At 68.8% G+C, this 14,467-nt stretch carries 14 protein-coding genes; 10 read left to right on the top strand and 4 right to left on the bottom strand.

All coding sequences use genetic code 11. The annotated features are described in order from the left end of the window. Positions 1-234: 234 nt before the first annotated feature. Genes HII36_RS47230 through HII36_RS47245 form a run of 4 tightly spaced genes read left to right on the top strand, consistent with a single transcriptional unit; the run spans position 235 to position 6,176 of the window. Positions 235-1,707: a hypothetical protein gene (locus HII36_RS47230; RefSeq protein ID WP_173529921.1), complete on the top strand. Its 1,473-nt coding sequence runs from the start codon at positions 235-237 to the stop codon at positions 1,705-1,707. A 22-nt stretch (positions 1,708-1,729) separates the two neighbouring features. Then, positions 1,730-3,601 (top strand): hypothetical protein, encoded by a 1,872-nt coding sequence (locus HII36_RS47235; protein ID WP_217370842.1) that lies wholly within the window; start codon positions 1,730-1,732, stop codon positions 3,599-3,601. After that, positions 3,598-5,754, top strand: coding sequence for a hypothetical protein (locus HII36_RS56150; RefSeq protein ID WP_217370843.1), 2,157 nt, complete (start codon positions 3,598-3,600; stop codon positions 5,752-5,754). The genes HII36_RS47235 and HII36_RS56150 overlap by 4 nt, the downstream gene beginning before the upstream one ends. Next, the gene (locus HII36_RS47245; RefSeq protein WP_173529923.1) at positions 5,751-6,176 is read left to right on the top strand and encodes a hypothetical protein; all 426 of its coding nucleotides are present in this window, start codon (positions 5,751-5,753) and stop codon (positions 6,174-6,176) included. Before HII36_RS56150 ends, HII36_RS47245 begins: the two co-directional genes overlap by 4 nt. Positions 6,177-6,259: 83 nt before the next feature. On the opposite strand, the gene HII36_RS47250 is transcribed toward HII36_RS47245, so the two are convergent. Beyond that, positions 6,260-6,481: a DUF397 domain-containing protein gene (locus tag HII36_RS47250; RefSeq protein WP_173529924.1), complete on the bottom strand. Its 222-nt coding sequence runs from the start codon at positions 6,479-6,481 to the stop codon at positions 6,260-6,262. Further along, entirely contained in the window at positions 6,468-7,289 is an 822-nt protein-coding gene (locus HII36_RS47255; RefSeq protein WP_236004713.1) for a helix-turn-helix domain-containing protein, read from the bottom strand. The genes HII36_RS47250 and HII36_RS47255 overlap by 14 nt, the downstream gene beginning before the upstream one ends. 203 nt (positions 7,290-7,492) lie before the next feature. Here HII36_RS47255 and HII36_RS47260 point away from each other — a divergent pair, with 203 nt between their 5' ends. From HII36_RS47260 to HII36_RS47270, 3 genes are all read left to right on the top strand, one after another. After that, complete coding sequence (locus HII36_RS47260) at positions 7,493-7,981, top strand: ATP-binding protein (RefSeq protein ID WP_173529926.1); 489 nt, start codon at positions 7,493-7,495, stop codon at positions 7,979-7,981. Positions 7,982-8,146: 165 nt separating this feature from the next. Then, complete coding sequence (locus tag HII36_RS47265; protein ID WP_173529927.1) at positions 8,147-8,374, top strand: hypothetical protein; 228 nt, start codon at positions 8,147-8,149, stop codon at positions 8,372-8,374. Continuing rightward, a complete protein-coding gene (locus HII36_RS47270) occupies positions 8,371-8,703 on the top strand; it encodes a hypothetical protein (RefSeq protein ID WP_173529928.1) in 333 nt (110 codons plus the stop codon). Before HII36_RS47265 ends, HII36_RS47270 begins: the two co-directional genes overlap by 4 nt. A gap of 72 nt (positions 8,704-8,775) precedes the next feature. On the opposite strand, the gene HII36_RS47275 is transcribed toward HII36_RS47270, so the two are convergent. Beyond that, entirely contained in the window at positions 8,776-10,152 is a 1,377-nt protein-coding gene (locus HII36_RS47275; protein ID WP_173529929.1) for a tetratricopeptide repeat protein, read from the bottom strand. A 260-nt stretch (positions 10,153-10,412) separates the two neighbouring features. Here HII36_RS47275 and HII36_RS47280 point away from each other — a divergent pair, with 260 nt between their 5' ends. Continuing rightward, positions 10,413-11,165: a hypothetical protein gene (locus tag HII36_RS47280; RefSeq protein ID WP_173529930.1), complete on the top strand. Its 753-nt coding sequence runs from the start codon at positions 10,413-10,415 to the stop codon at positions 11,163-11,165. A gap of 68 nt (positions 11,166-11,233) precedes the next feature. Further along, positions 11,234-11,929: a methyltransferase domain-containing protein gene (locus tag HII36_RS47285; RefSeq protein WP_173529931.1), complete on the top strand. Its 696-nt coding sequence runs from the start codon at positions 11,234-11,236 to the stop codon at positions 11,927-11,929. Here HII36_RS47285 and HII36_RS47290 read toward each other — a convergent pair. Continuing rightward, a complete protein-coding gene (locus tag HII36_RS47290) occupies positions 11,926-13,182 on the bottom strand; it encodes an MFS transporter (protein ID WP_217370844.1) in 1,257 nt (418 codons plus the stop codon). The two genes, HII36_RS47285 and HII36_RS47290, sit on opposite strands and share 4 nt — an antisense overlap. A gap of 375 nt (positions 13,183-13,557) precedes the next feature. Here HII36_RS47290 and HII36_RS47295 point away from each other — a divergent pair. Next, a partial coding sequence (locus HII36_RS47295) for a DUF4192 domain-containing protein (protein WP_173529932.1) occupies positions 13,558-14,467 on the top strand: 910 nt, incomplete at its 3' end.

Genomic DNA, 14,467 nt, shown 5'->3' on the forward strand with positions numbered 1-14,467 from the left:
CCCCCGAACCGGGCACCCTACTGCCCCATGACCACCAACACCTCCGAGCCCTACCTCACCCTGACCGGCCCCACCGACATCCTGGCCGCGGTCCCGTACCTGGTGGGCTTCCACCCGTTCTCCTCATAGTCCAGCTCTGTCTCAGTACAGATCTTCGAGGCGCTCGGGAACCCGTCCGGTCCTCATGGCCTGGCGGTTACTCCACACGGTCGGGAGTGTCTCGAAAGGACAAGCTTGGAGATCTTCTATGCGCGCCGGAAGCACATGCCCTCGTGGCCCCAGCCTGATGGCTTCGACACGCTGGCGGTCCTGGATCACCGGACCTTGCCGGACGGTCTTCCTCTCATCGTGGATGAGAGGATGCAGCCGGTCGAGCCGCTGTGTAGTTGGTTCCGGTCGTTGGCATACGCGCGCAAGCAACCCGAAACCATGCAGTCGTACGCCTACATCGCACGACGGCTGGCAGCATTCCTGGCAGAGCGGGGAACCGACGTCCTCGGCGCAACCGAGGCCGATCTGGTGGCCTACCGAACGTCCAGGACGGAGCTCGACGAACGCCCGGTGGACGCGCCGACGTTCGACAAAGAGGCCGTGGTCATCAACAGCCTCTATACACACCTGGTGGACCAGGGGCTGATCAAGCGGCGGCCCTTTCGCCTGGTCGGCCGGAATCAGACCCGCAGCTCCCTGCACAGCGGAACCAAGCGGGGGATGCAGATCCGGCACATCACCGTGGAGCAATATCTGTTCTTCCGGGATGTCGGGTTCGGCGGAGCGCTGCCGGACGGGAGCATCGATGAGACGTTCCGAGGGTGGGCGCCGAACCGGGGCCGGGCGGGCTTGGAACTGGCCCTGCTCACGGGGATGCGGCTGCAGGAGTGGTCGACGCTACTGCTGCCCGAGCTGGGTGAGGACATCCGACGTCCGGGCGAGCCAGTGGTCTTCGAACTGCAGAAGTGCGCCAAGTACGAGCTGCCACGCGAGGTGTATGTGCCTCCGGCCGCGCTCGACATGGTCGATCACTACGTGCTGCTGGAGCGGCCCGAACTTGTCGAGGTGTCGGCCAGGTCGTTGGCTCGCCGTCACAAGGACCTGTTCGTGGTCTCCGAGGTGGACCACGAGCAGGGCAGGCTGCACGGCACGCTAGAGGGACGCCGGCGGAAGATGCTGATGTCGGCGATGGATCCGGATCTGCGGCGGCGTACGGTCCGCGAGACCGACAGCGGCGTGGAACCCCTGGCAGCGTTCATCGGACACGGCGGGCAGATGCTCGGGCCGTCATCTTGGGACCGGATTCGCAAGGACGCGTGGCGACGAATGCGCCGCTACAGCGCTGAACCCGGGGTGCCGATCCTGCCGGTCAAGCCGTGGCGGTTCCACGACGCACGCCACACCTTCGCCCTGCAACTACTGAAGTACCTCGATCGGCTGCGGCTGCAGCAGGAAGCACGCCGGGAGCAGCCCCGCAAGCTGGTCACCTTGGCCGAGCATCATGCGCTCAACCCCGTCCTGACCGTCCAGCGCCGCCTGGGTCACCTGCGCACCTCCAGCACCTACGAATATCTGCGTTACAGCGAGGACCCCATGAACTACGTCGATGACGCTTTCCGCGAGTGGAGCGCCCATGACGGCGCCACCTACGCGGAGATCGCCCTGCGGGCCCTGGAGAGCGAACGGAAGGAGTCGGCCGATGCCTCGGCGCGGTGAGCACCGGAAGGTTGTCCTGGGATTGATCGCGCAGGAGCAGGATGCGAGCCGGCTCAGGGTTCGCCGGGTAGTGATCAAGAGCCCCCACCGGGACACGTGGATCGATCTTGATCCGATGGCCTATCAGTGTTCGGCGCTGGTTGCCGAACTGGCGGATGAGTGGGTGGCCTACGTGGCCTTGGCGCGAGGTACCGCCTCTTTGGCCTACAGCCTGCGATTGGCCATTCGCGATCTCGCCGAATACGTCGACCGGCACTGCGAAGCCCCGCAGGCGGCTTCGCTGACCGAAGACCGTCCCGACCTTGCCGCTTTGATCAGCGAGATGTGGCGTACGTTGCCGTCTCGATATGGCGCCGGGTCATCGGTCCCGGTCCAAAGGGCGCAGTCCCTGCATGTTCTGGTGAGATTCCGCGCCCAGCGGCAGGACGCCGTTGTGGCCGCGGGGTTGCTGCGGCTGGTCTCGGCATCCCATGGTGTCCCGGTCGGCAAGAGCAGGGAACTGGATGAGTTCTCGCGGCAGGAGAAACGATCTCTTATCAGAGTGGCCTGGGAGGGGATCCGGCAGGCGGAGGAGAGGCTGGAACGGGGCAGGGCGCTGATCGCATCGGCGGCGGGTCATCCTGACGAGCACGGCTGGCTCAATGCGGGCAACCTGCTGTGGGCGCTGGCTGAGCGGCAGCTGAGCGCAGTGGACATTGTCGCGGGGTTACCCCCGCTGGCGTCATGGCCGGAGGAGCTGGTAGGGCTGGCGTCGCTGCGTGCGCCGGTTCGTGCGCTCCTGGCCCGATACCAGCTGGTCACGGTCCTGGTCAGCCTGCTCTATCCCCGCGACGAGGACTTGTACGGCTTTCAGGTGTTACTGATGGCCGCGACGGGGCGGGCTTCGGAGGAGGTTGCCGGGCTGAATGTGGACGACGTGGAGTTCACGCCGTCAGGCGTCCGGCTGACGATGCGCAAGAAGCGGGCCCACGCGGTGCGGCACCAGGTCTTCGACGCCGGAGAGGTCGACGCCTTCACCCCTGGAGGGCGCGATGGCCGCAACGCGGCGGAGGCGGTGCGGCGCCTCATGGCGCTCACCGAGCGGGCTCGCCGAGACTGCATCCTGGATCCGATGCCGTTGTTCCTGCGGGCAGCGGCGAGCAAGAAGGGCCGACTCCTGCGCTTTAGCCGCCTGGGGGACATAGTCGGCAGAACAATCTCCTTCTCCCAATGGACCAAGAGTCACGGCCTGGAACTGTCGGCCCCGATCGACATCCGCCGTCTTCGAAAATCCGGCAAGGTCGAGAAGGTCATCGCCAGGCGTGGCGTCGTTTCCGACATCGCCGACGATCACACCGTGGAGACGTTCAAGGGGCACTACGCTCACGGAACCACCGTGCACGTCGTCTCCGGGCACGTGGTGAACCAGGCGCAGAAGACCTGGTTCGAAGCCGCGACGGCCGGACCGGTCAGCCTGAGTGAGACCGCCGTCGAGGAGTTGGAGCAGCCCGAGGCGTTGGATGCCTTGGGGATCAGCCGGGAGCAGGCCGGGCAGATCATCGCCGGTGAACTGGACATGGGCGTGACGACGTGTCGCGACCCGTTCAATTCGCCCTACAGCAAGCAGGGTGAGCTGTGCGCTGTCGCCCCGCTGCGGTGCCTGGAATGCCGCAACGCCTTCGTTCTGCCGTCCAACCTGCCCCAGTTGCTCCTGTTCTCCGACCATCTGGAGCAACTGAGGCTGCGGCTGTCCCCACCGCACTTCCATGCCCTGTGGGGCCAGTCCTGGGCCAACCTGCGCGCGGTTCTCAGTGAGCGAACCGCGGCGGAGATCGCCGCCGCCAGAGATCTGATTCGGCAAGACGAGGTGAGCCTGCAGTTGCCGCTGGCCGCACGAGCGGAGTTCGACCTATGATCACCCCTCCTCCTTCCCCTATCCCTTCTCTGCTCAGCGGCCGGTTCGGCGACGATGAGCCGGTGCTTCAGTCGGCGCCGCTGCTGCCCGGCGTGCCGGTTCCCACCTTCGGACAGAGCGTGAAGTGGTCGCTGGCCGCAGTTCGCCGCCCGGCGAATATCACGCCCTCGTCGTGGAACATCCACTTCAACGGCCGCCTGAGCGATCCGGTGTGGAATCTCCGCGCTCGTGAGATGGCCATGTCCTTGCTGAACCCGGCCCATCCGATGGTGAGGGCTGCGGTGCACCTGCGCTCGCGCCCAGCTCAGGGCAGATCGGTGCGGGTGACCACCACTGAGCTGGGCGTGCTGGCGTCGTGGGCCGGCGAGAATGGCCTGCCGGCCGACCTGACCCGGTGGCAGAACGACGACTGCCGGGCCTTCATCGCCTACAAAGCCGAGGAAGTGGAGCCGGCGTCGATACGCGGCTACATCCTGCTGATCAAGCTGCTGCATCGGCTGTCTCCCCTGCTGAGCGGCGGTGGCCTGGCAGCAGACCCCTGGTTCGGCATCACCGCTCGCAAGGCCGCCAATATCCACAAGACCTCCGGCGTCTCCACGCCGAACATCGTGCCCGACACCTGGTTTGCCATGGTCCGTGCCGCCTGGCAGTACGTTCACGTTTTCAGCGCCGACATTCTGGCCGCTCGCCGCCGCTACACCGAACTCCAGGCAACACGGATCACCGTCAGGTCCAGGCGGGAAGAGCTACTGGACGCCTTCTTGGCCAACCCCGCCAACCGTGTCCCCGTCCACACCGGCCGTATCACCCCCACCGCACGAGGCATGGCGCCCGGCGGGGTCAACTGGAGGCTCCTGAGCCTGATGATCGGGCTGAAACAGGACGTGCGGGCCTTCCATCCCACGCCCGGAACGGCCCTCGTCCGCCGGATGCGTGCCAAGGCCCAAGCCGCGGCGGACGCCGGCCGTGTTCTGCCCGGCGGCCTGCTCGAAAGCTTTGCCACCGTCACCCGCCCCGACGGAACGTCAGGTCCGTGGCATCCCGGCTTGTGCTCGCGCTCTCTGGTCGATGAAGAACTCGCTCTCCGCTCCGCCGCGTATGTGCTGATCGCAGCGTTGACGACGATGCGCGATTCGGAGATTCGGGAACTCGCCAGAGGGGCGGTGACCGAGTACTACGGCGCTCCGGCCATCACCTCGATCAAACGTAAGGACGACCCCAACCTGCCGGTCGAGCGCTGGTGGATCATCGAACCGGTCGCCGAGGCCATCGCGGTCGCCGAACAACTGTCCCAGCACGATGAGCTGATCTTCTCCAGCCATCAAGCCTTCCGAAAGGACGCCAACGGCTTCAGCAGCCTCGTGGTGGTGCGGAAGTTCATCGAAAAGGTCAACGTGGGAACCGAGTATCACGGGCTCCACATCCCTCCGTCGCGGGTGACACCCCACATGTTCCGTAAGACGATGGCGATGCTGATCGAGACGGAGCCGGGTGGGGAGATCGCGCTGGGTATCCAGCTCAAGCATGTCGCGGCCCGAGCGCTGGCCAACCGCATCACGCACAGTTACGCGGCGCCCGACCCGGCCTGGGAGAAGCTGCTGGGGACAGCGGTGGAACGGGCCCGGTTCGAGCGACTGAACGACTTCTACGACGCCCACCACGCCGGACAGAACATCGGCTTCGGCCCCGGCGCCGACCACCTCAAAGCGCAGTTCGACGACGTCAAGGCCGCGATGACAGACCTGGTCGCCAACGGCAAGGCACGCCAGGGCGACCGCAGGGTGGAGCTGGACCTGCTGCGCAAGGCGCGCATCTCGATCCGGTTCGGCAAGCTCAACCACTGCACCGTCAACGAGGCCAACCCGGTCGGCGCCAAATGCCTGGAAGACGTGGTGAAGATCCCCGACGGGCATCGCGGGCCGCTGATCGACCGCTGCCAGCCCGGCCGGTGCGCCAACAGCATCATCGGCCCTGAGCACCTGCTGATCTGGAGAAGCGAGAAGGCCAGCCTCGACCGGTTGCGCCAGGACGGCAAGCTTCCGGCCGTGCGGCGGGCGGCGCTGGAGCGCCAGGCCGAGGACGTGCAGGAGGTCATCGACCGCGCTGAGCAGGCGCAGCAGCAGCTGGCGAGCCGCAACGGGGGTGCGGTATGAGCGGCGTGTCGGAGGCCACCGAGAGGGCATTGCGCGAGGCAATGGCCCGGCTGATCGCAGGGCGGCCTCGCCACACCGACGGCGCCTTCACCAAGGAGAACCTCTACCAAGAGGCCGGCGTCAGCCGGGCCACGATGAACCGGGCCACCGCGGTCATGGCCGAGTGGGACGCCCACGTCGCCGAGTACGGCCGCCGCACCGTGGGCGAGGCCCGTCGTGACAGTGATCTCGACGAGCTGCGCGCCAAACTCAAGGAGATCAGCGCCGAATGCGGCCGGCTGCGTCAGAAGCTGGAGGCCGCCGCCACGGTGATCGCCGCGCTGCACCACGACAATCAGGCATTGCGCGAGTTCATCGACAGCCGCCACGGCGCGGTCACCGACCTGGACAGCCGCCGCGCCGGGCGCGACGCAAGAGCTTGACCGTGCGCCGCCTGGACGGCGCGTACGACGTCAACAGCGAAAGGCCCCGTATCCGCAGATGCCCGGGGCCTTCCGCTGTTGAGTCAGAAATCGAACTCGCCGCCCTTGGCGCCGGCCACGAAGGCGCGAAACACCCCACCACGCACCACCCACGGCGCCAGGTCAGGCCGTTCGGTGTCGCGGATGCCGATGCGGTCCCCGCTGAGCGGGGCCACCTCGATGCAGTCTCCTTCGGCGCCGCTCGCCGAGGCCTTGCGCCAGGCCGCCGCCGCCAGCTCGTCGGCCAGGTCGTCATGCACGTTCATGCATCTCCATCTTCTCGCGTATTGCGTCTGCGGTCTCATTAACCGGCCGGGCATATGACCGGATGGCGTCGAATCTGAGGTTAACCCTGCGCACGCGCTCCTCGCGATCGCTCACCTCGCCGTCCGCGGCCGAGTCCAGATAGACGGTGTCCGGTCCCTGGGGTTGGTGGGCGATCACGAAGCCGCCCAGCAGGCCGATCGTCGGAACGGCGGCCATCGGGACGATCTGCAAGGTGATACAGGGGTGCGTCATGACCTGGAGCAGGTGTTCGAGCTGTTCGAGCATCACCTGCGGCCCACCGATCGGGCGCAGCAGCACGATCTCGTCGATGAGCGCGGCATACATCGGCGGCTCCTCCCGTTCGAACAGGATCTGCCGGGCCATCCGTGCCTCGGTGGCCTCCTCGACGCGCTGCTCGGTGATGCCGGGCTGGCCGCTGATCATCGCGCGGGCGTAGCTGCGCGTCTGCAGCAGCCCTGGCACGACCAGCGGCTGCCAGGTGCGCAGGCTATGCGCACCTGCCTCGATCTTCGGCCACGCCTGGAACCACTTCGGCCCGGTTTTGAGCACCAGGGGCAGCAGCCGCATCAGCTCGCCGTTGAGGCCGAGCAGCGTCTCCACCTGCTCGGTGAAGTCCTGCTGCGGGGTGCGCTTGGCGTGCTCGATCTGACTGACCAGGCTCTTGCTGACATGGGTGTAGTCCGCGATCTCCTCCTGGGTCACCCCCTTGCTCTCTCGCAGCCTGCGCAGCTCGGCCCCGAACAGGGCAAGGGGACTGGCTCCGGGGTCAAGCTCGCTCGCGACCATCACGCACCGCCCTCATGTTCACACGTTCACCCACACCTGTGGACCTGATCTGTGAAGCAAGTGTGTCGCCTGTTAACTACTAAAAGTAGCCGCCTGCGGCCAAGCTGGGAAGCGTCTTCAGACAACAGGTGAACCGGGGGGTTCACACCAGAAGCTGATCGTGTGGACATGACGCCCCAGCCCTTGGATGGTCGGTGATATCTGTGCCAGCGACAACCGTGCCCGCGCCGGTCAAGGAGTCTCAGCCCCCTGTGGAGGTGGAGCGGACCTCGAAGGTCCGCCTGTATCGCAACGCCAGGGCGCCGCACCGGGGCCGGCAGGTCCTGGCCGGCTGGATCGGCGAGAGCGACCCGCTGCTGCCGGATGCGCTGCAGGTCGCTAGCGAACTGCTCACCAACGCCGTCGTTCACCCGGCCCGCGGGCCGGGGCGCGAGTCGGTGATGCTGCGCCTCAGCCGCGGCGAGGCGTTCCTCCTGCTGGAGGTCATCGATCCCGGCAGCGTCGGCGGCTGCTCGCTGATGCAGCCCACGCCGCCGGATTTCGCCGCCGAGACAGGCCGTGGCCTGGGCATCGTGGCCGCCTACGCCAGCGCGTGGGGAACCTGCACGAGCGAAGCCGGGCGCCGCACCGTCTGGGCCGTCCTCGACCGAGACGCGCGCCAGGAGCGCGGCGAGAGCCGAGGAACCCGCTGAGCGCCCCGGCCCGTCGCTGCCGGTGCCGCAGCCGACGTGCCGGGGTTCCAGGCCAGAGCGACAGCGCCGGGCCGACAACCCGTGCGCCTGGTGAACCCTGAGGCCCGGGGGGCGGCGGTCGTTCATCGTCCTGGCCACCGCCACGCCGGCAGGAAGTGATCTGCCATGTACGTCTGGAGCCCGTCCATCACCCACGCACTGCTGTGGGTGGAGGAGACGTCTTGCTGCGAGGAGTACACGCTGTGCTGCGAGGAGGCTGAATACTTCGTCCGGCGCCGCACCGCCGACGGCGGCTTCGAGGAGACCGCCCGAGGCCGTTACGGCCCCGCCGCCATAGCGTGGATCGACCTGGCGCGCCGGCACACCTGCCCGCATCAGCGCGCCGCATCATGATCACACCCTTTCAGGTGGTGGTGCTGCTGTGGGTCGCCAGCATGGCGCTGGCTGTGGCGCCGACCATGCACGCCATGATCCGGCTCATCGAGCGTGACCCCGCCCGGATGTGCCAGGGCTGCCGTGCCCGGCGCCGCTCCAACCAGGACACCGCCGATGCGTGGGCTCCGCTGGGGCCGGTCGGACCGGTCTTGATGATCCTGGCCAGCGCCGCGCTGTGGTGGTGCGTCCCGCTCATGCCGCTGCTGTGGCGCCTGAGCAGGCGCGAGGAGATGCGGCCGTGCGCCGGTCCGTCGTGTGCGGCTCACGCCCGATCAGCACAGCCCTGACCAGCGGACCTGATCAAAGGACCTGACCAGCGGACCTGACTGGCGGGGGCCGGGCGTGCGGGATGCACCCCGCTATGCCGTCAGCTCCAGGAAGGTCCGCACGACCGGCACGTCCTGGTGGCCCAGCAGGCCGCCGCGCAGATCCTCAAGCGCGCTCGTGCCGCGCGCCGACTCCACCCCGCCCATCAGCTCCACCACCTGCTCGGCCACCTCCACCGCGGCGTCGAGTTCGCCGAGTGCCAGATGCGCCTCCGAGCGGCGGGCCAGATAGATGGCGGCGCCGCGCGCCTCCTGCTCGCGGTCGTAGGGGTCCTCACCGCGCAGGGCGGCGTCGAAGTGCTCCAGCGCCCGGCCGGGCTCGCCCAAGCTCAAGGCGGCGCTTCCGGCGAACTGGTGCAGCTCGCCGGTGTTGAGCCAGTACAAGGCAGGCAGATCCTCCTCGGCGGGCGCCGCGTTGCCGTAGGCGGAGAAGGCCGCTTCCACCGCGCGCAGCGCCGGCACCGGCTCGCCCACCAGCGAGTGAGCGCGAGCCTGGCGGGCGTGCAGCAGCGCCACCACCCGCGCGGAGGTATTGCGGCGGGCTGAGAGCGCCCCGTCCAGCAGGTCGAGGGCGCCGCGCGGGTCGCCGCCGGTGTAGCGGAGGTTGGCCCAGAACGCGAGCGTGAGCGCGCCCATGCTGTGGTCGCCGGCGCTGGCGGCCGCGCGCAACGCGGCGATGAAGTGGCGTTCGGCGCTGGCGTGGTGCCCGCTGTCGTAGGCGCACCAGCCCGCCAGGCGGCACGCCTCCGCGGCGGCGCTGTGCAGGCGGCGGCCGACCTGCTCGCTGTGTGTGGTCTCGGCCAGCAGGCGAGCGATGATGCGGATCTCGGTGGTGGCCGCGTCGTAGACGTGGGCTGAGCCGATCTCGTCGTCCAGGTGCCGTAACGCCGCGAGCCGGGCGTCGAACTGGCCGGCCACCTCTACGCCGATGCGGCGACCGGCCACGCTTGTCGTCAGCCCGCTTCCCACCGACAGAGTGGCCGAGGCGGTCTCGGCGGTGGCCCACTGCGCGACCATGGCGGCCAGCGTGCCCGTCGATGCGATCAAGAAGCCTCGTCGATCCACCGGCCCTCCCACTTCCCGCAATACTGTGACGCTACCCGCAGGGGTCCACGGCGACTCCCAAAAGGCGTGATCGTCATCGAATGCGGCCAGGAGCCAATCGGGCCAGCCACGTGCCGCCACCTCCTGCTCGTCGACGCCGAACACGTCGGCCATGGCGAGCTGAGCGGTGACCTGCGGAACGGCGACACCGGAGATCCACCGGGCCACCTTCTCCTTGCGGGTGGCCAGCCCGCCGAATCCCCTGGCGCGGTGCTGGACGGCCACCTTCCGGAGAAACATCCCATACGTCCAGTGCTTGCGCTCCAGCAGCACCGTCAGCGGATGGCGAGTCACGGCGGTATCCATGGTCGCGTCCCCTTGGTCCGGGTCGCCCTTCAGTGTGTTCCGCCCTCACGCGCGCTGTGAAGCCCTGCCAGCAAGAAGGCAACCCGAAGCAACCACAGGGCAACCGCAGGCAACGCCGCGCCTCTTCACTGGTGCCGAACAACCGCCGACTCTGGGGACCAGACCGGCCCGCAACGCAGGAACAACACCGCAACGGGCCGGTCCGCCAAGACCCCCGCCCTCGACAGGGCGGGCACCCCCAACTCGTGCCGGAGGACATCATGGCACCGACCACCACCAGCTCCGATCGCGCGCTGGCCCCGTTCAGCGTCGAACTCGGCGAGGAGTTCACCCCGGCGTGGAACCGCATCGACGGCATCACCGTCGAGGGCAAGCGCGTCACCATCGACCCGCGGCGCTATTTCTTCCGCCTGGAGAACCCGACCTGGCGCGTCATCGCCTGGGAGAAGGTCCGTGACGAGCTGCTGATCGCCAACGAGGGCACCGAGGTCGCCGTCGAACAGCTCGCCCTGGACTTCATCCGCGCCCACGCCGAGCAGACCAGCGAGCCCGCCCGCGTCCTGGAGATCGGCTACCAGGTCGCCGCGCACCTGTTCCGCGAGGAGTACCTGGACGAGCCCGGCCTCAACGTCACCCCGACCATGCTCAAGGCGCTGCGCGAGGCCACCGCGATCATGGCGCTCAACAAGGTCGAACTCGACGGGCACATCTCCAACGTCGGCCCGTGCTGGTTCTTCCCGATCGCCACCGAGGTCGTCTACGGCCTGCCGCACCACGAGGCCGAAGCCCTGGACGAGCTCTACCACGGCGCCTGGTTCAACGAGTACCGGCGCCGCGAATCCATCCTCGCGCACGCCGCGCTCGGCGGCCGGCTCGTGCACGGCTGCCAGGCCCAGGCCGACATGAAGGGCGGCTGCGTGGTCGCCTACGGCACCGACCTGGACGGCTTCCGGGCCGATCTGGAGGCGTTCGACGCCCTGTGGACCAGCCGCGTGCTGGGCATGCGCGCCTAACCGTCGCCGACCGGGCGGGGCCGCCCTCACCGGGGCGGCCCCGCCCCTCACCTTGGAAGGAGATCGCCATGGCCCAGCACCTTGCCGCGCCCCTACCGGCGGATGCGGCTACCAACGCGACCGCCTGGAACGCGGTGGCCGGCCTCGACAACAGCAACGGCCTGCCAGCGAACGAACTGACCCGATTCGAGTGGACCGGCTGGCCAGGCCACGGCCCAGGGATCGACATCCTCGGCGATCTGAGCGGCGCTCACGTCGCCGAGCTGGGCTGCGGAACCGGTGAGCACGCCGCCATGCTGCCCCGGCACGGCACCCGCGCCGTCTACGGGGTGGACGTGGCCCCGGCCCGGGTGGCGCAGGCCCGCCGACGGTGGAGGCACGTGCCAGGCATCGTGTGGATCGACGGCGAGGCCGCCGCGGTCCTGCCCGGCCTGCCCCCGCTGGAGGTCTGCTACTCCATCTACGGGGCGCTGTGGTACGCCGCACCCGGCCGGCTCCTGCCCGCCATCGGTGCCCAGCTCGTCCCGCACGGGCTGCTGGCCTTCTCCGCCAACGCCCCCCGCGCAGGCGAGCCGTCCGGCCAACGCGTCGACAACCTCACCATCGACGGCGTGCGCATGCCGGTGATCTACTACACCCACACCGCTGAGCAGTGGCAGCGGCTCCTGACCGCGCACGGTTTCACCGACATTCGTGCCCTCACCGTGGCAGCGCCCGGCGGCGGCCCGTACACGACGCTCGTGGTCACCGCCCGCCGCAGCTAGGCCCGCGCCCCCGCCCCCGCCGTCTCCACCGCCGTGGCGGCGTCGGCGCGGACGGAACACAGCAGCCACGCCAGCAACCCGCCGCACGCGACGACCGTTCCGGCGGCCACGAACGCCGGCCCAGGAGCGGCGGCGATGAACGCGGGCAGCACGAGCATGCTGCCCATCCCCGCCACATGCAGCCCGGTCAGCTCGACGGAAAAGATCCGCAGCCGCTCCGGCCCCGGCAGACGCGATATCCGCTCGGTGAGGGTGACGGCGTTGACCGGGGTGAGCAGGCTGGCCAGCACGGTGACGGCGACGACCTGCCACACCTGGTCCGTCACCGCGTAGGTGGCCAGCAGGGCGCCGCGCGCGGCCCAGGTGAGGCAGTAGCCCGTGGGGAACCCGGCCAGTTTCGGCAGCGAAGACAGCAGATTCCCGGCCAGAGCGCCGGCCCCCATCGCGGTCAGCACCATCCCGTAGGCGGCCGGTCCGGCGTGCAACCGGGAGGTGATCCAGATCGGCAGCCCGATCGTGGCCACCGTGGCGCAGAACTCGCCGAGCGACGACAACGACAGGGCCAAGGCCAGGCGCGGCCGGGCACGCAGGATGGTCCGCGCGCGCACCCTGCCGCGCGCCTCCTCCTGGGCCGCCTCCTGGACCTGCTCCGACGCCTGGCCGAGACGGGACGCGCCGTTGGTGACCCAGCGGGCCAGCCACACGAACGCGCACCCGGACACCAGGAAGGTACTCGCGTCCAGCAGGAACAGGTGCTCGGCGGGCATCCACACCAAGAGCACGGCGGCGCTGCCGGGGCCCAGGACCCAGGTGAGCTGCTGCGTGAGATTCATCAGGCCGACGACAGGCCGCACCTGATCGGCGGGCGCCAGGTCGGGGACCAGACTGCTCAGACTGGGGTTGGTGATCGCGTCGGCGGTTCCGATGAGCAGCAGCACGACCAACACCCCAGCCAGCCCGATCGACTCCCACAGCCACGGCATCGCCCCCACCACGGCCACCTGCGCGAACTCCACACGCGCCAGCGCGCGGAACGAAGCGAACCGGGCGATCAGCCGTTTGCCGAACGCGCCGATGAGGATGTGGGGGACGTACTCGGCCACGACCACCAGGCCCATGGCCACCGCCCCGGACTTCTGCCACGCCGTCCAGGTCAGAGCCAAGGTGAAGAAGCGGTCACCGAACACGCTCAGCGTCTCAGCCAGCCACAACACCAGAACCGGCCGGTGCCTCAGCAGTCTCAGGTACCCCATTGGCGAGACTGTAGGCGGTGAACGCCGCTCGGGTCAGTGAATCGCTGATCTCGCGGACGCCTCCGGCCCGCCTCACACAGAGTGATCAGCGGCCCGCGAGGTGCGCGGCTTGTGCGGGGCCGTGGGGGTCTATAGGGAATCGGCGATGTGCGGACCCCGCACATCGTCCGCACAAGGGTCCGCGCATCGCGATGCACATGCCGTGCACATCCACAGAGCGTGACCGCACAAGCAGGCAGGCCGCTCGCCGCATCGCCGACGACCACACTGCCGTGTCCAGACCTCCGAAAGGAACCGCGGATGTATCACCGGCCCTCGAATAGAGATCGATCCAGAGCTAGACTTCCAGCAGGTTCCCGCGCCACTCGATGTCTCATGAGACATGCGGATTCTGGAGAACACCCGGAGACCAGCCTCATCGTGATCGGCCTCGACCGCGCTCAGGCGAAGGTGGTGGCGAGGTGGAACCTCCCGTTCCCGCCGGGCACCCTCGCCCCGCTGGCCCGCCTGTTCGATCGCGAGGGCGTCACCGAGATCGTCATCGTCGGCTACGGCCCGGGAGAGCTGGTCACCCCGGCAGTGGACGAAGCGCGCCTGCTGGCCACCAACTCGGAGGTGGTGGTGGGCGAGGCCCTGCGCGCCCACGAGGGCCGCTACTGGTCCTACATCTGCGACCTCCCGATGTGCTGCCCACCGGAAGGGCGCGCCTACGATCCCACCACCAGTCAGATAGCGGCCGAGGCGACCGTCCGCGGCATGGTCGCGCTGCCCGACCGCCGGGCGCTGGAACGCACCATCGCCCCCATCACCGGCCCGGTGCGCATGGCGATGCGACGAACCACCGCGGCGGCCGTCACCGAGATCCGCGCCAGGCTGGCGGCCGCCGACGACACGAACGCCTTCGCCGCGGAATACGTCCCGGAAGCCCTGGCCAGAGTGCGCGCGGCCCTCGCCGCCCACCTGGCGGGCGAACGACTCGACGACGCCGAAGCGGCCAGGCTGGGCCTGGACCTGTCCATCATCAGAGTGCGCGACGAAGCCTGGACCCTCATGACCGAGGCCCACGCCGGCCTCTGGAAAGACCTCACCAGACGGCTGGAGCCCCAATTCTCGGTTCCCACCGCGTCGCTGCTGGCCATGTCGTCGTGGCTGGGCGGAGACAGCGTCCTGGCCACCATCTCACTCGAACACGCCCTGACTCTCGACCCGGCCTATTCGATGGCCAATCTGCTGATGCACGCGCTTCAGAACCTGCTGTCCCCGTCCGTCATGCGCGGCCGCCTCC

The organism is Nonomuraea antri (assembly GCF_013283785.1).
GTDB lineage: Bacteria > Actinomycetota > Actinomycetes > Streptosporangiales > Streptosporangiaceae > Nonomuraea > Nonomuraea antri.